Origin of the sequence: Spirillospora sp. NPDC048819, assembly GCF_040650055.1 — a bacterium.
Taxonomy (GTDB): Bacteria; Actinomycetota; Actinomycetes; order Streptosporangiales; family Streptosporangiaceae; genus Spirillospora.
The window spans coordinates 23,292-43,881 of sequence record NZ_JBEZGN010000037.1 but is presented as its reverse complement, the minus strand read 5'-3'; the positions used below and the strand labels follow the sequence as shown (position 1 = coordinate 43,881).

22 protein-coding genes and 1 pseudogene are annotated in these 20,590 nt (G+C 69.8%); 14 read left to right on the top strand and 9 right to left on the bottom strand.

Going from position 1 to position 20,590, the window contains the following annotated elements:
• The first annotated feature begins 257 nt into the window (after positions 1-257).
• Both AB0C35_RS36140 and AB0C35_RS36135 read left to right on the top strand, forming a co-directional pair.
• Complete coding sequence (locus AB0C35_RS36140; RefSeq protein ID WP_358466217.1) at positions 258-782, top strand: helix-turn-helix domain-containing protein; 525 nt, start codon at positions 258-260, stop codon at positions 780-782.
• Between the two features lie 167 nt (positions 783-949).
• Positions 950-1,552: a hypothetical protein gene (locus AB0C35_RS36135; protein ID WP_358466215.1), complete on the top strand. Its 603-nt coding sequence runs from the start codon at positions 950-952 to the stop codon at positions 1,550-1,552.
• A 183-nt stretch (positions 1,553-1,735) separates the two neighbouring features.
• On the opposite strand, the gene AB0C35_RS36130 is transcribed toward AB0C35_RS36135, so the two are convergent.
• Complete coding sequence (locus tag AB0C35_RS36130; protein ID WP_358466213.1) at positions 1,736-2,377, bottom strand: hypothetical protein; 642 nt, start codon at positions 2,375-2,377, stop codon at positions 1,736-1,738.
• Positions 2,378-2,688: 311 nt separating this feature from the next.
• On the opposite strand from AB0C35_RS36130, the gene AB0C35_RS36125 reads away from it, so the two are divergent.
• From AB0C35_RS36125 to tgmC, 4 genes are read left to right on the top strand one after another with little or no spacing between them, the layout of a single operon-like run.
• Positions 2,689-2,967: a putative ATP-grasp-modified RiPP gene (locus AB0C35_RS36125; RefSeq protein ID WP_358466211.1), complete on the top strand. Its 279-nt coding sequence runs from the start codon at positions 2,689-2,691 to the stop codon at positions 2,965-2,967.
• Positions 2,968-2,987: 20 nt separating this feature from the next.
• Entirely contained in the window at positions 2,988-3,740 is a 753-nt protein-coding gene (locus AB0C35_RS36120; RefSeq protein WP_358466209.1) for an MvdC/MvdD family ATP grasp protein, read from the top strand.
• Positions 3,737-3,919, top strand: coding sequence for a hypothetical protein (locus tag AB0C35_RS36115; RefSeq protein WP_358466207.1), 183 nt, complete (start codon positions 3,737-3,739; stop codon positions 3,917-3,919). The genes AB0C35_RS36120 and AB0C35_RS36115 overlap by 4 nt, the downstream gene beginning before the upstream one ends.
• 4 nt (positions 3,920-3,923) lie before the next feature.
• Positions 3,924-5,111, top strand: a complete 1,188-nt coding sequence (tgmC, locus tag AB0C35_RS36110) for an ATP-grasp peptide maturase system methyltransferase (protein WP_358466206.1) — start codon at positions 3,924-3,926, stop codon at positions 5,109-5,111.
• A 28-nt stretch (positions 5,112-5,139) separates the two neighbouring features.
• On the opposite strand, the gene AB0C35_RS36105 is transcribed toward tgmC, so the two are convergent.
• Positions 5,140-6,444, bottom strand: coding sequence for an XRE family transcriptional regulator (locus AB0C35_RS36105; RefSeq protein WP_358466204.1), 1,305 nt, complete (start codon positions 6,442-6,444; stop codon positions 5,140-5,142).
• 147 nt (positions 6,445-6,591) lie between these two features.
• Between AB0C35_RS36105 and AB0C35_RS36100 the strand changes: the two genes are divergently transcribed.
• The 3 genes from AB0C35_RS36100 (at position 6,592) to ddaH (ending at position 8,411) form a co-directional block, all read left to right on the top strand.
• Entirely contained in the window at positions 6,592-7,104 is a 513-nt protein-coding gene (locus tag AB0C35_RS36100; protein WP_358466202.1) for an ATP-binding protein, read from the top strand.
• Entirely contained in the window at positions 7,101-7,433 is a 333-nt protein-coding gene (locus tag AB0C35_RS36095) for a hypothetical protein (RefSeq protein WP_358466200.1), read from the top strand. Before AB0C35_RS36100 ends, AB0C35_RS36095 begins: the two co-directional genes overlap by 4 nt.
• Positions 7,434-7,562: 129 nt before the next feature.
• Entirely contained in the window at positions 7,563-8,411 is an 849-nt protein-coding gene (ddaH, locus tag AB0C35_RS36090) for a dimethylargininase (RefSeq protein WP_358466198.1), read from the top strand.
• Here ddaH and AB0C35_RS36085 read toward each other — a convergent pair whose 3' ends face one another.
• Entirely contained in the window at positions 8,412-9,692 is a 1,281-nt protein-coding gene (locus AB0C35_RS36085; protein WP_358466196.1) for an MFS transporter, read from the bottom strand.
• A 16-nt stretch (positions 9,693-9,708) separates the two neighbouring features.
• The gene (locus tag AB0C35_RS36080) at positions 9,709-10,281 is read right to left on the bottom strand and encodes an XRE family transcriptional regulator (RefSeq protein WP_358466194.1); all 573 of its coding nucleotides are present in this window, start codon (positions 10,279-10,281) and stop codon (positions 9,709-9,711) included.
• 64 nt (positions 10,282-10,345) lie between these two features.
• On the opposite strand from AB0C35_RS36080, the gene AB0C35_RS36075 reads away from it, so the two are divergent.
• Both AB0C35_RS36075 and AB0C35_RS36070 read left to right on the top strand, forming a co-directional pair.
• Positions 10,346-11,254, top strand: a complete 909-nt coding sequence (locus AB0C35_RS36075; protein ID WP_358466192.1) for an NAD(P)/FAD-dependent oxidoreductase — start codon at positions 10,346-10,348, stop codon at positions 11,252-11,254.
• Between the two features lie 9 nt (positions 11,255-11,263).
• On the top strand, positions 11,264-12,274 hold the full coding sequence (locus AB0C35_RS36070) for a hypothetical protein (RefSeq protein WP_358466190.1): 1,011 nt from the start codon (positions 11,264-11,266) through the stop codon (positions 12,272-12,274).
• Here AB0C35_RS36070 and AB0C35_RS36065 read toward each other — a convergent pair.
• A complete protein-coding gene (locus AB0C35_RS36065; RefSeq protein ID WP_358466188.1) occupies positions 12,246-13,706 on the bottom strand; it encodes a wax ester/triacylglycerol synthase family O-acyltransferase in 1,461 nt (486 codons plus the stop codon). The genes AB0C35_RS36070 and AB0C35_RS36065 overlap by 29 nt on opposite strands.
• Positions 13,707-13,952: 246 nt before the next feature.
• On the opposite strand from AB0C35_RS36065, the gene AB0C35_RS36060 reads away from it, so the two are divergent.
• Complete coding sequence (locus AB0C35_RS36060; protein WP_358466186.1) at positions 13,953-14,630, top strand: uracil-DNA glycosylase; 678 nt, start codon at positions 13,953-13,955, stop codon at positions 14,628-14,630.
• 46 nt (positions 14,631-14,676) lie between these two features.
• Here the strand turns inward: AB0C35_RS36060 and AB0C35_RS36055 are convergent, their stop codons facing one another.
• The 3 genes and pseudogenes from AB0C35_RS36055 to AB0C35_RS36045 all read right to left on the bottom strand — a co-directional run.
• Positions 14,677-15,528, bottom strand: a complete 852-nt coding sequence (locus AB0C35_RS36055; protein WP_358466184.1) for a hypothetical protein — start codon at positions 15,526-15,528, stop codon at positions 14,677-14,679.
• A gap of 93 nt (positions 15,529-15,621) precedes the next feature.
• On the bottom strand, positions 15,622-16,872 hold the full coding sequence (locus AB0C35_RS36050) for a transposase (RefSeq protein ID WP_358466182.1): 1,251 nt from the start codon (positions 16,870-16,872) through the stop codon (positions 15,622-15,624).
• A gap of 15 nt (positions 16,873-16,887) precedes the next feature.
• Positions 16,888-17,067 (bottom strand): annotated as a pseudogene (locus AB0C35_RS36045) (transposase); the annotation flags it as partial.
• A gap of 118 nt (positions 17,068-17,185) precedes the next feature.
• On the opposite strand from AB0C35_RS36045, the gene AB0C35_RS36040 reads away from it, so the two are divergent.
• Both AB0C35_RS36040 and AB0C35_RS36035 read left to right on the top strand, forming a co-directional pair.
• Entirely contained in the window at positions 17,186-17,956 is a 771-nt protein-coding gene (locus AB0C35_RS36040; protein ID WP_358466180.1) for a lysophospholipid acyltransferase family protein, read from the top strand.
• A 64-nt stretch (positions 17,957-18,020) separates the two neighbouring features.
• Entirely contained in the window at positions 18,021-19,184 is a 1,164-nt protein-coding gene (locus tag AB0C35_RS36035; RefSeq protein WP_358466178.1) for a DUF5925 domain-containing protein, read from the top strand.
• On the opposite strand, the gene AB0C35_RS36030 is transcribed toward AB0C35_RS36035, so the two are convergent.
• Positions 19,181-20,362: an aminotransferase class I/II-fold pyridoxal phosphate-dependent enzyme gene (locus AB0C35_RS36030; RefSeq protein ID WP_358466176.1), complete on the bottom strand. Its 1,182-nt coding sequence runs from the start codon at positions 20,360-20,362 to the stop codon at positions 19,181-19,183. The two genes, AB0C35_RS36035 and AB0C35_RS36030, sit on opposite strands and share 4 nt — an antisense overlap.
• Positions 20,363-20,590: the final 228 nt, after the last annotated feature.

Below are 20,590 nucleotides of genomic sequence, written 5' to 3'. Positions count from 1 at the left end.
AACGCCATAGGGGTCGTGTTCGATGGTTCCGGGAATGGAAATCGTGGTGCGAAGTCCTCGTCGCGCCCACACGATCCCTGAAATAGTCCACAATCCGGCCTCGTGTCGATGCCTTCCATCGTCAATCCCAGGATGATTCCATGTGGCGGCGATGTCTTGGACTTTGCGTCACATTTACGCCCGCCACATAAGCGACCTGATCAGGCAGGTTGAAGACATTTCAAACTATCTCGCGTATCCGACAGGAGAATCAGTTGATGCTGTCGACGCGCCTGGCGCGCGATCGGGGGAACCGGCGACGACACCGTGCATCCGGCAGCACCTCGACCTGTGGGACGCGATCACCCACCGCTCCGGCTGGCACCGCCCCCTCCTCACTCCCCCGCTCCCGAGCCGAAGCCGCCGAACTGGCCGCCCTCGTCACGTCAGGCCGACTCACCCACAGCCTGATCCTGCTGGAGGACGCCTGGGACGCCGTAGTGGTCGAACGCGCCCGCAAGGCCATGGGAACCGAATCCGGCCTGCTCGGAGGCCCCCTCCCCGCCCTACGCACCCACGACGACACCCACGGCACGGCGTTCCTCCCGACCCTCGCCGCCTGGCTCGACCACTACGGCGACCCAAAGGGCACAGCCCAGGCCCTGGACGTCCACCCCAACACCCTCCGCTACCGCCTGCGACGAATGACCGAGGTAACCCCGCTAGACCTATCGTCCCCCCAAACTCGCCTAGCCCTACGCCTCCAACTCAACGCCCTCCACAACCACGCGAGCCGTGTTTAAGATGTGAATGGCGTAACCAACGATAGCCATCATCGAGCACAGCCGTGACCACCATCCCCATATCCGTGGCCTGCCCAACAAGATTAATATCGTCGCGCGAGGTTCAAAGGGCTTCTTCTTGGATGCCTGTGTAATCAATACCAACAATGAGGGAGCATCGGCTATTTATGACGATCCCTGCTCTTCTTGAGGAGAAGATCGGACCGCCGCTCGCCGATCCGCCGGCCGTAGACTGGCAACTGGTGAGACATCGGCTGGGGACGGATCTGCCGAGTGACTATAAGGAGCTGGCGGATCGCTATCCTCTACTGTTCTTCGACAAGTGGCTTCCCGTCCTGCATCCGGCGACACCGGATTCTCCCCGCAATGTGTACCGCCTTGAAAATCTGCTCCATCACGCAACCACACAAAGCCGCTTTGTAAGAGAGTTTGAGGCGACCCGCCTATACACCTACACTCCGAACGAGGTAGCGGGAAGGGAGGAGATGACACCGCTGGCGGCGGACGACGTTCCTTTTCCGATCTACCCGGATGCCGGGGGGCTAATGTCCTGGGGCATGCCCGAGGATGGGAGCCTATGCTGTTGGCTGACACAGGGCCATCCCGATGAATGGACCATCGTGGTCGCATCGGAACCGGACTACTGGCATTATGAAGGAACCATCACCGAGTTCCTTGTCGACGTCCTGATCAGACGAGTCCGCTGCCGTGCGTTCCCCTCAGGCTTTCCGCTTGGAAGCAGTCTGAACGTAGAACAGATATTTGACTGAATTTCCTCCACTACCACGCCATGGAAGGCGTGACCTCCCGCAGCGGTCGCCGAGCGCACCCGTGATCACCATTCCCTGGCCTGGGGATTCCGGTCCTATGCGCCCGCTGATCAGTGCCGCCAGAAGCGCTGGAGATTCTGGTGGACCTCCCAGGCGGTCAGCGCAAGGCGTGCGACGCCCGGCTCACCGGCGGGTGGGGCGGCGCTCGATCGGTTTGTCGGGCGCGTAGCGCATGACCGCCTCGGCCAGGCTTTCCATGTTCAGCCGCCAGCCCTCGATCGGTCGCGAAACCAGCGACGGCTCGGCGAGCGCGTGGGGAAGCCAGGGAGCCAGGGCCGCCTCAAAGAACTTCTGCTCCGCCGCCGTCGGCGGCGGCGCGTCCGGTGGCCTGGGCCGACTGCCCATCCGTTCGGTGATGCCTGTGTCGTTGAGCTCGACCCCCACGCAACGGCGGCGCATCCTTTGGCCGTCTCTCCGGCGGACGATCAGATCGAAGGTCACGATGCAGTCGATCCACGACCAGGGGACCAGCGCTGTTTGAGAACTGCGGCGGGTCGGACCGAAGTAGACGCCACCGGAGTCCACCGCGAACGACACCTCCCTGCGAAGTATCGACCTCGTGATGAAAAAGGCTGCAAGTGCGGTCACCGCGCCGAACACCGCCAGCAGAGCGACCAGGCCGGGCTCGGGATACCGAATCGTCCGATAGAGGAAGAACACGTCCACAGCACCGAGGGCCACCAGGACCGGCAGATTGACTCGCCAACTCTGCCGGGCGACATAGGCATCGCCGGTGAACCCGTGGGGGGTGTCGTCCGGTCTCATGAGCAGCACTCCCGCGCCGGCCGTCCGGTCGGCAACACCGAGGCCCGGCGCACCGGCGCGCACCCGCCGAAAACGGTGGAGGAAATAGGGCTCGCGTTCACTGTACCCACCGGCTGATCGGTCGATCCATACCCAGTTGGACGAGGCGACCTGCCTGGGGCAGTTGGGTTGCCTGTGCGACGCACACCAAATGCCTGAAGCCGTCGTGGCGAGGAAGTCGTGTCCGTTTCACGTCCCCCTTGTCACCTCACCGGCGCGTAGGCGTCTGGTTTCAATAGGTTACGAACGACGTGCCTGATCAAGGAGCAGCAGTGCGCGACGACACTCGCAACTCGCAGGGGACCCCGTGGGGCTGGACGAGGATGACCGCTCGGCTGCCGGAGGCACCGCGTCGCTATGACCGGGTGACGCTGGACCCGGTCACGCAGACGGGCCGCTACCTGGACGAGCGGGGCCAAGTGATCGACATGGGCAAGCATGGAACCAACAGGCAGACGAGCACCAGCACCAAGTCCGGCGGCGGGGACGGGAACAGTCCCCAGGTTCATCAGGCCGTGGATGATTCCACCACCGACTACGAGTCGGACTGAAACGGATGACGGACGAACCGGTGCTGGTCGTCACCAGTCTGGAAGACGTGACCGCGGACCTCGTCATCACCGCCTTGAACCGGCGCGACATCCCCGTGGTCCGCCTCGATCCGGCCGATATCCGCGACGGGCTCACCTTCGCGGCCAGGATCGAGGGCGGTGATGGCGGATGGGCCGGCCCGCTGCGCACCGGGACCCGCCACCTCGACCTCGACCGCGTGCGTTCGGTGTATCACCGGCGGCCAGGGGTCTGGCGATTCGACGACCTGGAGAGACGCATCCGCGCCTTCGCGACCGCCGAGGCACGCCACGGGCTGGCCGGTCTCCTCAACGATCTCCCTGTACCGCATGTGAACGCTCCTCTGGCGAACGCGCGCGCCGAGTACAAGCCGTCCCAGCTTCGGGCCGCCGCAGAGCTGGGCTTCACCATCCCGCCAACCTTGATCACGAACGATTTGGCAGCGGCACGGCGCTTCGTGGACGAGTACGGCACCGTCGTCTACAAGTCATTTCGAGGAGTACCGCCCTCGGACGGAGAGACGGGGGTGATCTGGACTCAGCGGGTCAGGGCCGCCGAGTTGGACGAGAGCGTGTCCGTTACCGCGCATCTGTTCCAGGCGGAGGTCGAGAAGACCGCTGATGTGCGGGTCACCGTGGTCGGCCGCGGCGTGTTCGCCTTCCGTATCCGAACACCGGCTCCGCTCCTGGATTGGCGGTCCGGTGACTGGGACCGGCTGGAGTACACCCGATCGTCCTGCCCGAGCAGTTCGTGACGCGGCTCTGCGCCTACCTCGACCGGTTCGGCTTGGAATTCGGGTGCTTCGACTTCGCCGTCGACGCCACTACAGAAGAGCTGACCTTCATCGAATGCAACCCCAATGGACAATGGGGCTTCCTGCCCGAGTCCGACAGCATCGCGGACGCCTTCGCCGCTCTCCTTGAGAGAAGATGAGACCATGTCGATTCCGCTCCCAGACGCCGAGCGGCTGCGGGCCGAGCTTGCCGAGAAACTAGTGGTGGACGACCCGGCGTGGCGGCGCGCAGTGGAGTCCGTCCCCCGGCACCGATTCGTTCCGGGTTTCTACGCCGACTCCGGCAAGCGGTCCGATGACGCGCTGACCGTCTGGGAACCGGTCACCGAGGCCATCGACCGGGAACGCTGTCTCAAGGCGGTCTACACCGACACCACGCTGATCACTCAGTTCGATGGCGACGAGCCCGACTGGGGCCGGCCCGTTCCTCGGGTCGGTGGCGCCCCTTCCTCGTCCTCCACGCTGCCATCCCTGGTCCTACGCATGTGGGCCGATGCGGAGCTTGAGGACGGCCAGGACGTTCTGGAGATCGGGACCGGCACCGGCTATTCGACCGCCCTCGCCTGCGAGAGGCTCGGAGACAGCGGCAACCTCACGTCCGTGGAAGTCGACGGTCACCGCCTGAGCCAGGCTGCTTCCGCTCTCTACGGATGCGGTTACGCGCCTGACCTCGCGGTGGCCGACGGGCTGTACGGGTACTGGCCGTGCGCCTCGTACGACCGGATCGTCGCGGCCTGTTCTGTGCGCACCGTCCCGCATGCTTGGCTGGCCCAGACGCGACCCGGCGGCAAGATACTCACCACCCTGTCCGGCTGGTTGTACGGGTACGCGCGTGTGCGGCTGACCGTCCACGGCGATGGCACTGCCGAAGGCCCGCTGTTGCCCGGCACCATCTCCTTCATGGCTGCGCGTGTTCAGGAACGTCCGGAACCAGGAAACCCTGCGCATTGGGCGGCTCTCACACGCGATGCTGAGGCCCGTCCCGTCCGGCATAGCCCGGAACGCCTCGACGAGGCGACGGAGGAGGGCTTCTTCGGACGGTTCCTCGCCCAGCTCGCCGTCCCCAACGCGCAAGTCGTGACGGCCGGGGATGCCATGCACGTCACAGACGTCACATCTGGCTCCGCCGCCACCCTCGCACCGGACGACGGGGAGTGGCGCGTCCAGCAAGCCGGTCCGCTACGGCTGTGGGACGCCGTTGAGACCGTCTGGGAAGCGTGGCGGCAAGCGGATCGTCCCGGCCCCGAGTCCTTCCGCATGCGCATCCACAACGGCCGCCAGCGAATCCACCACCACTCCGCCGCGAACCTGTCGTTCACGCTCCCCGCCTAGGCTGCTGACGAGCGCTCCGCACGGTCATTCAGGTGGCGGACGTGAGGACGCGCAGTTCCCGGGCCGCCGGAAGCGCCCGCGCCTGGTCGGGGAGCGCGGAGAGCATCTGGCCCGCGAGGTGCCTGGTACCGGCGGTCACGGCTTCCGGTCGGTTATGCAGGGTGGCCACAGCACTTTGAAGGCCAGCGTTGATCTCCCTGGCCTTCACGAGTGCCATCGCTCTCATCACGTTCAGGTTCATAATCGGCCCCTGGGCGGTTCGCGGGTAGAGAGCCGTAGCTTGCGCGAGCGTCTCGTCCACCTGGTTGTCACCCAGCTGGCTGAACACATAGGACTCAGCCCACCGCATCTGACTCTCACGGAATTCCAGGACTGTCTGCTCGGTCCGGTGCGGCAGGTAGTCGAGCGTGCCCTTGACGTTGTCCAGCGAGGCGCGGGCCTGGCCTTTGTCACCCCGGTCTGCCGCGACATATGCGCGTGCAACGTGCGCGCGGGCCAACCCGGCAGACGGCACGCCACCAGCGATGGCAATGGCTTCATCCGTCAGAGCGTCGACAACCTGACATGGCCGTCGCGCCCAGAACGCGTCCTGCGCCGCTCTGCCGCGCGTCCATACTTGCAGGTCACGATCGCCAGACGCGTCGGCGGCGCGGCGGGCGGCGACCCACGTTATCCGGGCGGAACGTTCTTCACCGGCATCGCCCAACTCGATCGCCAAGAGGCCTGACAGTCCCGCGCTGACGCGGAGTAGTCCGGCCTGCTCCTGCGGGGCACGAACTTGTTCGAGCAGTTGTCCCACGGCGATGATGTCGGCCGTCAAATCGCCGATTAGCGCCCCGGTCGGCCGAACCATGATCTTTTGGCCGTACTCATGGACGGCACGCTCCCATTCGGCCAGATCGGCGGTCTGGCCGGTCGCGCGGTCGATGCTGGAGAGGATTTCTTCCAGGGTTCCCGGCGGGACGGCCGTTCCGGCGCCGAGGGCTGCGAGCAGTTGGAGTGCGGCGCGGCGTTTCACGTCGTCGTCCCCATCGTCGGGAATAGGGCTTGGGTCTACGGTACCCATCGGGTGATCGGTCGATCCCTGCCCGAAGAGGTCCTTTTCCTCCATTCCGAACGCGGTGGCGTAGGCGGAGCCCCAGTCGGCAGGGAAGACCTCTCCTTTCTCGTGGCGGTTGATCTGCCGGGAGAGGTTCTTGACCTGGCTCAGGTCGGGGTGGTCGATGCCGGCGGCCGCGTAGAGACGGCGGGCCGCCTTGAACGGACCCCATCCGCGGGCACGGCGTTCGGCTTCAAGACGTGCAGCCCAATGGGGACGTGGCTGATCAGTCATGGGATGGGCACCCTTCGACCGGGGAGGCGGGGCGGACTTGTGTCCCTCCAACGCCTTCATTGTCGCCTTTCTCGGTCCGTGTGCGCACGGTTTCACTGAGTAAAGCGGGACTGCACGTCCCGCGTCCGAGAAGACGAGAGGGCGACCATGGACGAACACCGGAACACCACGCTGAGGCGGGGCGGCATCACGCGCGCGCGTCAGGGCGCGCGGACGTATGTGTGGAGGTTGGACGAGCGGGCGCCGGGGGACGCTCGGCGGGCTGTGCGGGAGGCGCTGGCCGGGTGGGGCGTCAAGGAGGCCGACATCGATGTCGCGATGCTGCTGACGTCCGAGGTCGTCACCAACGCCGTCCGGCATGTGCGGGCCGAACTGCGGGCCGGCGGGGTGGTGTGGGTTCGGGTCCGGGTGATGGACGGGCGGCTCCGGGTGGACGTGACCGATCCGGAGCCGGGGTTTCCTCGGCTCGTGGCGGCGTCAGACACCGACGAGGGGCACCGGGGCATGGCTGTGGTCGCCGGGTGCGCTGACCGGTGGGGCTGGCACCCCGGGGCCGGGGGCGGCAAGACCGTGTGGTGGACGCAGGTCTTGGAGGTGCAGGAACCGGCGTCCGAGGGGGCGGGCTTCAAGCGCGTCCTGTCCAGGAGCACGTCTCGGTGACGGGGCTTGCTGCGGAAGCGCGGTTGAGGCGGCTGGCGAGCGTCCTCGCGGACGACGGCTGGACGTGCACGCTGCGCGTGACTGACGGCCTGCCGCTGTTGCGGGTCGTGGACGGTCGGGTGCCGGTGGTGGGCGAGAGCGTCGCCGTGGTCCTCGTCCCGGACGCCGAAGGTGGCCGGGCGGCGTGGTTTCGGTCGTCGGCAGGGGTGCTTCTGGGGCCGTGCGCCGATCCCGTGAGGGCGGCGGAGGGAGTGCGGGTGCTGCTCGGGCCTTGGGTCGGCAGGGCCTTGGCGGACGCCGGGCGGCGTACGACCGGAGGCGCGCAATGAATGGCTGGTGTTGGGGGCGAACACGCAACGAAGTGCCTGGTCATCGCAAGGTTGGCGCATTGGATCGTGGGCGGATTGTTCCTAGGCTTCCGATGAGTCGATCCCTTCGGACGTTCCCTGGAGACATGCATGAGCGTCATGCCGGCAATGGAGCCGAGCAGCACCGTTTCTGAGCGGACCGCGCTGCGGAGGCACTATCTGATGTGCCGTCCGGAGCACTTCGCCGTCACGTACGCGATCAACCCGTGGATGGACCCGGCGCGCGGCGCCGACGCCGGGAAGGCCGTGGAGCAGTGGGAGGCGCTGCGGGCGGCGTATCTGGCGCTCGGGCACGAGGTGAGTCTCATCGAGCCGATCGAGGGGCTGCCCGACATGGTGTTCGCGGCGAACGGGGCGCTGGTGGTCGGCGGGCGTGTGTACGGGGCGCGGTTCACGCATCCGGAGCGGCACGCGGAGGGGCCCGCGTACGCCGGGTGGCTGAAGGAGAACGGGTTCGCCGACGTGCTGGAGGCGCAGCACACGAACGAGGGTGAGGGCGACTTCCTCACGCTGGACCACGTGATCCTGGCCGGGACGGGGTTCCGGACGGAGATCGCGGCCCATCAGGAGGCGCAGGAGTTCCTCGGCCGGCCCGTCGTGACGCTCCGGCTCGTCGATCCGCGGTTCTACCACCTGGACACGGCGCTGTTCCCCCTCGGAGGCGGGAACGTGGCCTACTTCCCGGGGGCGTTCTCGCCCGGAAGCCGGGCGGTGCTGGAGCGGCTGTTCCCGGACGCGATCCTCGCGGGTGAGCGGGACGCGGCGGTGCTCGGCCTCAACGCCGTGTGCGACGGGCGGAACGTGGTGATCAACGCGGAGGCGGTGGAGCTGATCGAGACGCTTCGCGACCGCGGGTTCGAGCCCGTTCCGGTGGATCTGTCGGAGCTGCGGAAGGCGGGCGGCGGGCCCAAGTGCTGCACGCTGGAGCTGCGCGTCTGATCAACGGCGGCCGGTCAGGCCGGCATGGCGGCGGGCCAGGGTGCGGGTTCGCAGGACGCCCGCGATGCCGATCGCCCAGATGCCGGCCTGGACGGTCCACGCGGCCCGGAAGGCCTCGGGCGTGAACTCGCCGTGCGGTGACATGACGTCCAGGACGAGGCCGATCAGCAGGATCGTGACCAGGGAGGCGAAGAAGCCGCCGACGTTGACGATGCCGGTGGCGGTGCCCTGCCGTCCGGGCGGGTTGAACGTCCGGGCGTAGTCGAAGCCGATCATCGAGCCGGGGCCGCCGAGCGCGACGCACAGGACGAGGATCACCAGCAGCCAGGACGGGGCGGGCGGCGGCCAGGCGAGGACGGCCGCCCAGGCCGCCACGTTGAGCCCGACGATCCCGAGGACGAGCCAGGAGCGGCGCAGCGGATAGCGGCTGACCAGGCGCCCGATGAAGGGCCCGGCCACGACGCCGACCAGCACGAACATCGTCAGCAGCGCGGAGGCGGCGGCGGGGCTCATGCCCTGGCCGGACACCAGGTACGGGTAGCCCCACATCAGCGCGAAGGTGTGGGAGCTGAACTGGGTGACGAAGTGCGTCCAGAGGCCGAGGCGTGTGCCGGGGTGGCGCCAGGCCCCGGCCAGGTTGGCGCCGGTCTCGCGCAGGGTCGGCACGTCGGCGCGGGCCGGACCGTTCCGGAGGGTGGCGAAGGCGAGGACGGCGATGAGGACGCCGAGGGCGGCGGCGGATCCGAACGCGGTGCCCCAGCCGGGCCCGTGCAGCAGCGCGACGAGCGGGATCGCGCTGAGGATCTGCCCGAGCTGGCCGATCTGCCCGGTGAACTGCGTGACGACGGGGACGTACCGGCCGGGGAACCAGGTCACGACGATGCCGAGGACGCTGATGAACGTCATGGCGTCGCCCGCGCCGACCATCACGCGGGCGGCGATGGCGGTGCCGATGTCGGTGGAGACGGCCATGAGCGCCTGCCCGGCGGCCATGAGCAGCGCGCCGCCCGCGACCATCCGGCGCGGGCCGATGCGGTCGAGCATGAGCCCGACGGGGATCTGCATGCTGGCGTAGACGAGCAGCTGCAGGACGGTGAAGGACGCGAGGATGCCGGCGGAGGCGTCGAAGCGGTGGACGGCGTCCAGGCCGACGACGCCGAAGGACGTCCGGTGCAGGACCGCCACGGAGTAGGCGAGGACGCCGATGCCCCACAGCACCCAGGCGATGGGGGCGGCCTTCGGCTTCTCGGGGGAATCCAGGGGGTTTTGGGCGGTCTGCACGGATAGCCAATTTATGTCACGTTCGGCGTGGCCGGGCACGCAGGTGCAGCCGCTCCCCCTGCGGGCCGAACAGGCTGAGCACCTCGACGGTCCCGCCGGCGCCGCCGAACCAGTGCGGCAGCCGGGTGTCGAACTCGGCGGCCTCCCCCGTCTCCAGCACCAGATCGCGGCCGGCGAGGAAGAGCCGCAGCCGCCCGTTCAGGACGTACAGCCACTCGTAGCCCTCGTGGGTCTTCGGCTCGGGCGGCGGCGTCCGCTCCGGGATGATCATCTTGTACGCCTGGACGCCGCCGGGACGCCTGGTCAGCGGCAGCACGGTCATCCCGTGCATCCGGCGCGGGCGGGGCCTGATCCGCGGGTCGCCGACCTCCGGGGCGCCGACCAGCTCGTCCAGCGGTACGTGGTGGGCCTGCGCGAGCGGGAGCAGCAGCTCGAGGCTCGGCCGCCGCTTGCCCGACTCCAGCCGCGACAGCGTGCTCACCGAGATGCCGGTCGCCTCGGCGAGCGCGGTCAGCGTGACGTTCCTCTCCTGCCGCAGCCTCCTGAGCCTCGGCCCCACCTCGGCCAGGACGTCCTCCGTCGTCTCCATGCGCTTATTGCAGGATCGGCAAAGGCATTTGTCAAGTTCGCGGGCCGTCGCGCATCCTCCAGGTATGACGGAAACAGCTGAACGAGACGTACTGATCATCGGCGGCGGCCCGGCCGGGCTCAGCGCCGCCCTCGTGCTGTCGCGCGCCCGCCGCAGCGTCACCGTGGTGGACGCGGGCGAGCCGCGCAACGCGACCGCCGGGCACATGCACGGGTTCTTCACCCGCGACGGGATGCCGCCCGGGGATCTGCTGGAGATCGGCCGCACCGAGGTGCGCGGGTACGGCGGCGAGATCATCGACGGGAGGGTCGAGCACGCCGCCGAGGGCTTCGTCGTCACCCTGGACGACGGCACCCGGCTCAGGGGCCGGCAACTGCTCGTCACCACGGGCGTGACCGACGTCCTGCCGGACGTCCCCGGTCTCCGGGAGCGGTGGGGCCGCGAGGTGCAGATGTGCCCGTACTGCCACGGCTGGGAGGTGCGCGACAAGAGGATCGTCGTGCTGGCCACCTCCCCGCAGTCCGTGCATCAGGTGACGCTGCTGAGCCAGTGGTCGCCGGACGTGACGTTCCTTACGCCGAAGGCCCCCGAAGGCGAGGACGCCGCCCGCCTGGACGTGCGCGGCATCCGTGTCGTGGAAGGCGAGGCACAGCGCGTCGTCGTCGAGAACGACCGCGTCACCGGTATCGAACTGCCGGACGGTTCCACGCTCGGCTGCGACGCAGTGTTCGTCGCCCCGACGTTCGTCGCGAAGGCCGGCCCGCTGACCGACCTCGGCTGCGAGATCGGCGACGACGGTTTCGTGAAGGTCGACGCGACCGGGCGGACCAGCGTCCCCGGCGTGTGGGCGGCGGGCAACGTCGTCAACCCGATGGCCCAGGTGATCATCGCCGCCTCGGCCGGGTCGATGGCCGCCGCGATGATCAACTTCGATCTGATCGAAGAGGAGATCGCGCAGAAGCTCGCCGCCTAGGGTGGCGGCGTGCGGGCAGGCGAGCGGCGGTGGCGGGACGGGCGGGCGGCGCTGAACGCCGCCCGCGGCCCGCTCGGCGAGACCGCGAGCGGCCTGTACCCGGACGCGCCGCGCGTCGCGGGGACGCCGCTGCTGTGCCGCGAGGAGTGGATTCCGGCCGCGCCGGTTCCGCTGGAGTCGGTGCGGCTGGAGTGGGACGCGCAGCCCGTCCCGCCCGCCGTCGCGGACCCGCCTGACGGTCTGCCTCCGGGCCACCGCACGTACGCGGAGGCCATGGCCGCCCTCGCGCCGCCCAAGGTCTTCGAGGACCGCCCGAGCCACCGCCTCCTCGCCGCCGCCCCGCCGGTGCTCCGGTTCGGTCCCGCCCGGTACTTCGACGGCGTGAACGTGGGCGAGTCCGCCGCGCACGAATTGGCCGCCGGGGTGGACGGGCTGCCGCTGCGCGGCCGGGTCGGCGACCCGTGCGACCTGACCCGCCGGGCCGCGCTGGCGGCGATCACGACGGTGACCCTCACGACCACCGGGTCGTACGTCCTGCACCGGCGGGACCCGGCGAAGGTCGCGCACGCCGGCGGTCTCCACCACGTGATGCCGGTCGGGGTCTTCCAGCCGCTCGGCGGCGAGCCGCCCGACCTGTGGCGGTGCATGGTCCGCGAGTACGCCGAAGAGCTGCTCGGAATGGGCGAGGACTACGGGGACGGTTTCGTCCAGGAGGAATGGCCGTTCCACCGGGCGATGACCGCCGCCCGCGAACGGGGGCGCCTCCGCGCGTACTTCCTGGGGCTCGGCGTCGATCCGCTGACGTTCGCGCTCGACCTCCTCACCGTCGTCGTCGTCGACGGCGAGGCGTTCGGCGACCTCTTCGGCGGGCTTGTGGCGGTCAACGACGAGGGCGAGGTGTCGATGGCGCCGTTCGACGGGACGGTCCCGCAGCCGATGCAGCCGGCCGGTGACGCCGCGCTGCGCCTGGCGTGGCGGCACCGGCGGGCGCTCAGTCTTCGCCGAGCGCCTCGCGGCTGAGGTCCTTCAGCTCGTCGAGCGCGTCCACCAGGTGGTCGACGATCTCCGACGGGTCGGGGATCAGGTCGCGGCAGGCGACGATGCCGACGTCCACCCTGCCGTCGTAGGAGAAGACGGTGATGTTCAGGCCGCCGCTGACGTCGGAGACGACGGAGATCGGATAGTAGCCGAGCACCTTCGCGCCGCACAGGTACAGCGGGAACTGCGGGCCCGGCACGTTGGAGATGAGCAGGTTGACCGGGCGCAGCGAGATCGCCGGCGCGGCCTGCAGCGCGAACCGGGTGACGGCGCCGGCGATGGGCGCGGGGAGGATGCCGCTCATCTCCCGCACCCAGCTGCCGGACGAGCCGACGAACCGCCGCTTGGCGACGTCCATGTCGCGCCGGACGGCGGTGTACCGGTCGGCGGGGTCGGGGATGTGCGTGGCGAGCGTCGTCGTCATGATCGAGACCTGGTTGCCCGGTTCGGCTGCGGCGCCGCGGCGGCGCAGGGACACCGGGACGGCGGCGACGAGCGGGCGGTCCGGCAGGTCGCCGCGCTTGTCCAGCCACTTGCGCAGCGCCGTCGCGCACAGCGCCATGACGACGTCGTTGACGCTGCCGCCGAGACCCCGCCTGATCTGCTTGATCTCGTCCAGGGGCAGTTCGCCGCAGGCGACGGAGCGGCGGCGGCCGATCGGCCGGTTGAACGGCGTCGGCGGGGCGCTCTTGCGCGGCGTCCTCGGCGTCCCGGGGCGGCGCAGCGCACCCTGCACGGCCGACGACATCAGCCCGACTCCCGGGATGGACGCGAGGCCGGGGATCTCGTCGAGGTACGGGGCGGTGCGCGCGACCGACAGGGCGCTGCGGACGGGATGCAGCGCGGCCCTCAGCAGCCCGGTGCCGAGCATGCCGGCCGTGCCGGGCGCGCGGGCGGGGGCGGTCTCGTCGGCGGGCAGGTCGCGGGGCTCGGGCGACAGGTCCAGCAGCGCGGCGAGCGTCTCGGCGGCCATCACTCCGTCGATGGCCGCGTGGTGCACCTTGACGTAGACGGCGGTCCGGCCGCCCAGCAGGCCCTGGATGAGGACCATCTCCCAGAGCGGGCGGGAGCGGTCGAGGGGCTGTTCGTGGAGCATCGCGACGATGTCGGCGAGCTGGCGGTCGGTCCCGGGCGACGGGAGCCCGATCTCGGTGATGTGCCGTTCGGGCTCGAAGTCCGGGTCGTCCTCCCAGTAGGGGTGGTCGAGGCCGAGCGGCACCTGCACGAGCCGCTGCCGCAGCGGGCGCGCGGCCAGGTGCGCGCGGCCGCGGACCAGTTCGGCGACGAGCGGGACGGTGAGCCGGCCGCCGGGGCACGTGCCCGCGTCGACGATGCCCAGCCCGGCGATATGGGCATGGGTGGTACCGGTCTCGGCGTGGAGGAAGGTGGCGTCCACGGTGCTCAGCTGGCTCATGCTCTCGTCCCGTCGGCTCGTCCTGCACCTGCCCTGCCTCCAAGGAGTTATGCCGTCCGGGGGGCGCAGGTCAACGCAGGCCGATAGGAAGTAACCAGCACTTAACAGGACGTTTCACCGGGTTCATCTGCCGGTTTCACGTGACCCTGTAAAGATTTTGCCTTCTTCCGGCCTAATGCGGTCAGAAAACTTCACATGCCTGATCAACCAGTCGGCGGCATGATCATCGCACTAGGGTGGTGCCCCATGACGGCACGACCACTCCCGGAGATCGTCGAAGCGGGCTGGGCCACCGCGCTGCAACCCGTCGCCGGCACGATCGCCGCCGCGGGCGACTGGCTGCGCGCCGAGGTCGCCGCCGGACGCCGCTACCTGCCCGCCGGGAACCACATCCTGCGCGCCTTCACCCAGCCGTTCGACGACGTGCGCGTCCTCATCGTCGGCCAGGACCCCTACCCGACTCCCGGGCACCCCGTCGGCCTCAGCTTCTCCGTCGCCCCCGACGTCCGGCCGCTGCCCGCCAGCCTGGTCAACATCTTCCGCGAATACTGCGACGACCTCGGCCATCCCGAGCCGTCCACCGGCGACCTCACCCCGTGGACCGAGCAGGGCGTCTGCCTCCTCAACCGGTCGCTGACCGTCATGCCGGGCAAGCCGGGCTCGCATCGCGACAAGGGCTGGGAGGAGGTCACCGAGCAGGCCATCCGAGCCCTCGCCGCCCGCGGCCGCCCGCTCGTCGCCGTCCTGTGGGGCCGCGACGCCCGCAACCTCAAGCCGATGCTCGGCGGCGTCCCGTGCATCGAGTCGCCGCACCCGAGCCCCTACTCCGCCGACCGCGGCTTCTTCGGCTCGCGCCCCTTCAGCCGCGCCAACCAGCTCCTGGAACAGCAGGGCGCGCCCTCAGTCGATTGGAAGCTACCGTAACTCCTCCGGCCCGGCGGGGCGTGGTCACTCGCCCGGCGGGGCGTGGTCACTCGTCGGGGAGGCGGTGCAGGAGGGTGGCGAACTCGCCGTAGCTCTCGGGGGACCCCGAGAGCGGGGTCAGGCGGCGTTCGCCGTGACTCCAGTAGACGCCCGGGGCGCAGGGGTCGTCGGCGTCGGCGTGCATCTCCCGGACGACGTCGGCGAACACGGGGAGGACCTCGCGGACGGCCGTGGAGGTGATCGGGTACAGCAGCAGCGTGCTGTGGCACGGGACGCCGACGAGGGCGCCGTGCTCGTTCGGTCCGGGGAGGAACTGGTCGACCTCGCTGAGCAGCGCCGACACGTAGCGGCTGCCCGGCTTGGTGACGACGCGGACGTTGCGGCCCGGCAGCAGCGGCTGGGTGCGGACGGCGACGTCGGCCAGCTCGCGGTCATGGGTGTTCGTCATCACGTAGCCGAGCTTGTGCAGGCCGAGGAGCCCGGCGCGGGCCTTGGTGAGCGGGCCGCCGTAGCGGGGGTGCTCGATCATCACCATCGCGTCGAAGTGGTCTCCCGCGGGGACGACGACGAGGCCCTCACGATCGCGGGGCGCGAGCTTGGGCACTATGCGCAGTCGCAGCAGCTCCCGGACGTCGCCGAACAGCTCCATCTCGCCGACCGCGAGGAACGCGCGGTCGGTGACCTCGCGGACCCAGTCGTCCACCACCCGCGGCCACGCGGACCGCGGCTCGCGGGCACAGCGCTCCAGTACGGTCCAGCTGGAGGCCCGCGCCTCCGACCGGCCCACGGGCAGCACCACCTCGGAGGTACCGGAGTCGAACCAGGCGCTGGGCGCCAGGGCGGGCAGCACGTCGCGGATGAGCGCGTGCACGTCCGCCGCCGCGTCCAACGGTTCCATGCTCATCCCCTTTCACCCATCAGCGGATCACGTCACAACCCCACCTTCTCAGAGTTCGGGCCCGTTGTGTGATCCTTGACTTCCTCCCCACGGCTAAAGCCGGGGGATTCCAACCGGCTCGATGGCCGGTTGGTGCGGTACCCCTCGCGGGGCCGCTGGTTCCTGCTTCACCGACCGCCCAACGGCGAGGTCTCCACAGGCCGGCACCGCATGCCCTGCGGCGCTGAGGATGTTGCGTGCCGCGTTCACATCCGCGTGGTCTGCGTGGCCGCATCCGGGGTTCTTGCACACGAAGACCGCTTGGCTCTCACGGTTGCCTTCGGTGACCAACCCACAGGCGTGGCAGCGCCGCGAGGTGTAGGCGGGATTGACCTTCACCACGGCCGTGCCGGTGTACCGGGCCGCGTTGGAGAGAGCGAGTTCCAGGCGGTGCCATCCCTTGCCGAGGATGGCCCGATTCAGGCCCCGCTTCTGCGCGACCTGCTTACCCGGCTCGGCGAGAGTGCCGCCGGCGCAGGCCGTCATGTTCTTGGTCTTGAGGTCTTCGAGGACGACCACGGCGTTGCGGGCGGTGAGCCGGTTGGCCAGGTAAGCGCAGAAGTCGATGCGGCGGTCGGCGACCCGGCCCATGATCTGGTTCATGCGGGCGCGAACTCTGGCGCGGTTGCGGCTTCCCTTCCTGGTGCGGGAGAGCTGCTGCTGCAACCGCCGATACCGCGCGGCTTCCCCGGCGGTGACGAAGGCCCGGTCGTGAAAGTCGCCGTCGCTGGTGGTCGCCGCGACCTTGACGCCTCGGTCGATGCCGACCGCCGTGCCCGGCAGGGCGTGCTTTTCGGGTGTTGCGGCCTGGTCGTCGACGAGAAAGGAGATGTGCCACTGGGAACCCTTGCGGCTCATGGTCGCCGACTTGATCTCGCCGCCGAGCGGCCGGGACCAGCGGAACCGCACCCAGCCGATCTTCGGCAGCTTCGCACGCCCCCACTTACGGCCCAGGCGTTCCACCCGGATCTTGCCGCCCTCGGGGAACCGGAAGCTGGGGGCCCAGCGGGACTTGGAGCGCCAGCGCACCCTCCACGTCCCGTGCGTGCGGCATGCCTTGTCGAGGTCCATGAGAGTCTGCTGGAGGCAGTGACCTGGAACGTCGGTGAGCCAGGCGTGTTCCTTCTTGGCTTCGGCCAGTTCCCTGGCCTGCGGGACGTAGTTCATCCACGCCCCACGCCGCCGGTAGGCCCGCCGCTGTTCCAGGGCGGTGTTCCACACCGACCGGCACGCTGCGCCGATGGACTCGGCGTACTCGGCCTGCCCGGCGTCCAGGTAGGCTCGGTACCTACGGCCGGTCAGCATGGTCCCCGCTCCCTCTCAGCGGTTCTTCTGGTTCTCGACGTAGGTCTTCACCACGTCCAGCGGCGCGCCGCCCACGGTGGCCACGAAGTAGCTGTTGGTCCACAGCGTCGGAAGGCGCGACTTCAGCGCCGGATACTCCTGACGAAGCACGCGGGACGAGCGGCCCTTGACGGCCTTCACCAGCCGGTGAATGCCGAGACTACGAGAGAAGGGCTCACCCCCACGGCTGAAGCCGGGGGTCCGCGCATTGGAAGTCTGATCGCGATCCCCGCGCACACTCGCTGATCATGAGCTGCTCAAGTACGGTGCTCCCATGGCCGAAATCGTGTACCCGCCGGTGATCAAGACGGCTCTCGGGGTCTTCAAGACCTTGAAAATCAAGATCCGTCTGGAGGGAACGGACCAGATCCCCAGCACCGGGGGGGCGGTGCTCGTCAGCAACCACGTCAGCTACCTCGACTTCATCTTCGCCGGCCTGGCCGCGCATCCGGCGAAGCGGCTGGTGCGGTTCATGGCCAAGAAGGAGATCTTCGACAACCGGGTCGGCGGGCCGCTGATGCGCGGCATGCACCACATCCCGGTGGACCGGAACGCCGGCGCCTCGTCGTACGCGGCGGCGCTGAAGGCGCTGAAGTCCGGGGAGATCGTCGGGGTGTTCGCCGAGGCGACGATCAGCCGCTCGTTCACCGTGAAGGAGATCAAGAGCGGCGCGGTGCGGATGGCGGTCGCGGGCAAGGTGCCGCTGATCCCGGTCGCGATCTGGGGCCCGCAGCGGCTGTGGACCAAAGGCCGCAAGCGGCGGCTGCTGCAGCGGAACGTCCCGGTGACGATCCTGGTCGGCGAGCCGATGTACCCCAAGCGCGGCGACGACTACGACCAGGTCACCCGCGACCTGCACGCCCGGATGTCGGAACTGCTGGAGAAGGCGCAGCGCGAGTACCCCGACGTCCCGAAGTCGGACGAGACGTGGTGGCAGCCCGCCTACCTCGGCGGGACGGCGCCGACGCCGGAGGAGGCCGAGAAGCTCGACCTCGAAGAGGCCGAGGCCCGCAAGGCGAAGCGCGAGGCCCAGGAGGGCTCCTGACGCGGACGCCGCGTCCGGCTAATTCGGTGGACGCACTCCACCGCCTGCCCTGATCATCAATGGCATGACCATGTCGCAGGAGAGGACGCAGGAGATCTTGCATCTCGTCGAGCCCCGGGAGAACGTCACCGATCCGGGGCCGGAGTCGATGCTGCCCGTGGTCTTCAACCTGAACGACAACAACTCGCCGATCGACGTGATGGACGTGCTGTCGCTGCGTCCGTTCGCGTCCGGCGAGCAGCCGTGGTCGCGTTCGGAGCGGCTGGAGCACGTCCGCCCGGAGGCGCCGCTGCGCCCGGAGGGCGCCCGGCTCGTGCGGGTCGCGCACGAGAAGGGCCAGGAGGCGGTGCTGGCCGAGGGCGACGGCTGGACGCTGCTGATGAACCGGTGGAAGAGCGGCGCCGCGTACATCGCGGTGTCGGCGGTCACCGAGGAACTGGCCGAGTCCGTCTTCGCGGAGTCGGTGAAGGACGCGACCGACCCGCCGAAGGTCGACGAGACCAGCGTCGAGATGGGCTTCTGGCACATGGGGTCGCGCGGCCCGGTCCGCAACGAGCGCGCCATCACCGCCGACACCTGGGACGACATCCGGCGCAACTACACCGCGCCGGTCGCCGAGGCCCTCGACGACGTGATGGGCCTCACCCGCGAGGAGGTGTCGGGGCGGCTGCTGCTCCTGCACGGCCCGCCCGGCACCGGCAAGACCACGGCGCTGCGCGCCCTCGCCCGCGCCTGGAACGGCTGGTGCCAGTCCGACTGCGTGCTCGACCCGGAGGCGCTGTTCGGCACGCCCTCCTATCTGATGGAGGTGGCGGTCGGGGACGACGAGGACGAGAACCGCCGCTGGCGGCTGCTCATCCTCGAGGACTGCGACGAGCTGATCCGCGGCGAGGCCAAGCAGTCGACGGGCCAGGGCCTGTCGCGGCTGCTCAACCTCACCGACGGGATGCTCGGGCAGGGCCGGGACGTACTGGTCGCCATCACCACCAACGAGGACCTCGCCATGCTGCACCCGGCGGTCGTCCGCCCCGGCCGGTGCCTCGCGCAGATCGAGGTGGGCCGGCTCACCAAGGCCGAGGCCGTGTCGTGGCTGGACGGCACGGACGCGGCGCCCGACGAGATCGGCGCGGACGGCGCGACGCTCGCCGAGCTCGTCGCGCTCCGCAAGGGCGAGAAGCGTCCCGACAGCGAGAACGCCCCCACCTCCGCGACCGGCTTCTACCTCTAACCGGCCTTGGCCAGGGCCTGCTCGATGTCGGCCCATAGGTCGTCCGGGTCTTCCAGGCCGATGGACAGGCGCACGGTTCCCTCGCCGATCCCGGCGGCGGCGAGGGACGCGGCGTCCATCTGCCGGTGGGACGTGCTCGCCGGGTGCATCACCAGCGACGCGACGGCGCCGAGGGACGGGCCGAGCCCGATGAGCCGGACGGCCTCGGAGAAGGCGCCGCCCGCGTCGCGTCCGCCGGTCAGTTCGAACGCGAGGACGCCGCCCGCCCCGTCCGGCAGCAGGCGGCGCGCCACCTCGTGCTGCGGATGGTCGCTCAGCCCTGGGTAGTGGACGCGGGAGACCGACGGGTGCGCGGCGAGACGCCCCGCGATGTCGAGCGTGGACGCGCTCTGGCGGGCCACGCGCATCGGCATCGTGGCGAGTCCCCGCACGGTCAGCCACGCGGCGAACGGGTCGGCGACGGGCCCCAGTTCGAGGAAGTGCTTCCAGACGCGCTGGTGCGTTGCCGGATCGGCGAAGACGGCGATGCCGCCGACGACGTCCCCGTGCCCGCTGAGGTACTTCGTCGTCGAGTGGACGACGACGTCGACGCCGTGGTCGACGGGCCTACAGAGGATCGGGGCGAAGGTGTTGTCGACGACGGTCAGCACGTCCGTCCCGCGGACGGCCGCGGTGAACGCGGGCAGGTCCGTCACATGCGTGGTGGGGTTGGCGATCGTCTCCAGGTAGAGGAGCCGGGTGGACGGGCGCAGCGCCTCCTGCACCTCTGCCGGGTCGTCACCGGGAATGTAGGTGACCTCGACCCCCCACCGCTCGGCGAGGTCCTGGAAGAGCGCGTACGTGCCGCCGTAGAGGGCGGTCTGCGCGATGACGTGGTCGCCGCTGCGCAGGAGGGCCAGCAGGACGGCGCTGATCGCGCCCATGCCGGACGCGGTGGCAAGGGCTCCGGTCCCGCCCTCGAGTTCGGCGACGGCGTGTTCGAGGGAGCGGACGGTGGGGTTGCCCATCCGCCCGTAGAAGAACGCCTCGTCCGGACCCTGGAAGGCGGTGGCCAGGGCGTCGGCGCTGTCGAAGGCGAACAGGTGGCCCTGGTAGATCGGCACGCCGAGCGGGCGGCTGCCCACCGGGGAGATCACGGGCGGGTGGACGGCGCGGGTCTGCGGATGGTGTCCGGTCATGTCTCCAGCCTGCGGCGCGGGCCGGGACGGCGGAACGGCCAATTGTCACCAGTGGCCCGGACCACGCCCCCGGCATGCTCCGCGGCGCCGGACCACCGGCCCGGCCGGGGGCGCCGGCGGCCCCCGGCGCCCCGGCACGGTCTCCCGTCACCGGCCCGCCCACCCCGCGAGGGCGAACCGGTGATCGGGGCCGTCCGGTCGGGTGACGCTCGGCGTCCCTCGGCCGGA

Excerpts from the sequence above, each read along its gene's own strand:
- AB0C35_RS36140 (WP_358466217.1), top strand. The coding sequence starts at position 258 with ATGCTGTCGACGCGCCTGGCGCGCGATCGGGGGAACCGGCGACGACAC.
- AB0C35_RS36135 (WP_358466215.1), top strand. The coding sequence starts at position 950 with ATGACGATCCCTGCTCTTCTTGAGGAGAAGATCGGACCGCCGCTCGCC.
- AB0C35_RS36130 (WP_358466213.1), bottom strand. The coding sequence starts at position 2,377 with ATGAGACCGGACGACACCCCCCACGGGTTCACCGGCGATGCCTATGTC.
- tgmC (WP_358466206.1), top strand. The coding sequence starts at position 3,924 with ATGTCGATTCCGCTCCCAGACGCCGAGCGGCTGCGGGCCGAGCTTGCC.
- AB0C35_RS36105 (WP_358466204.1), bottom strand. The coding sequence starts at position 6,444 with ATGACTGATCAGCCACGTCCCCATTGGGCTGCACGTCTTGAAGCCGAA.
- AB0C35_RS36100 (WP_358466202.1), top strand. The coding sequence starts at position 6,592 with ATGGACGAACACCGGAACACCACGCTGAGGCGGGGCGGCATCACGCGC.
- ddaH (WP_358466198.1), top strand. The coding sequence starts at position 7,563 with ATGAGCGTCATGCCGGCAATGGAGCCGAGCAGCACCGTTTCTGAGCGG.
- AB0C35_RS36080 (WP_358466194.1), bottom strand. The coding sequence starts at position 10,281 with ATGGAGACGACGGAGGACGTCCTGGCCGAGGTGGGGCCGAGGCTCAGG.
- AB0C35_RS36075 (WP_358466192.1), top strand. The coding sequence starts at position 10,346 with ATGACGGAAACAGCTGAACGAGACGTACTGATCATCGGCGGCGGCCCG.
- AB0C35_RS36065 (WP_358466188.1), bottom strand. The coding sequence starts at position 13,706 with ATGAGCCAGCTGAGCACCGTGGACGCCACCTTCCTCCACGCCGAGACC.
- AB0C35_RS36060 (WP_358466186.1), top strand. The coding sequence starts at position 13,953 with ATGACGGCACGACCACTCCCGGAGATCGTCGAAGCGGGCTGGGCCACC.
- AB0C35_RS36055 (WP_358466184.1), bottom strand. The coding sequence starts at position 15,528 with ATGGAACCGTTGGACGCGGCGGCGGACGTGCACGCGCTCATCCGCGAC.
- AB0C35_RS36050 (WP_358466182.1), bottom strand. The coding sequence starts at position 16,872 with ATGCTGACCGGCCGTAGGTACCGAGCCTACCTGGACGCCGGGCAGGCC.
- AB0C35_RS36040 (WP_358466180.1), top strand. The coding sequence starts at position 17,186 with ATGGCCGAAATCGTGTACCCGCCGGTGATCAAGACGGCTCTCGGGGTC.
- AB0C35_RS36035 (WP_358466178.1), top strand. The coding sequence starts at position 18,021 with ATGACCATGTCGCAGGAGAGGACGCAGGAGATCTTGCATCTCGTCGAG.
- AB0C35_RS36030 (WP_358466176.1), bottom strand. The coding sequence starts at position 20,362 with ATGACCGGACACCATCCGCAGACCCGCGCCGTCCACCCGCCCGTGATC.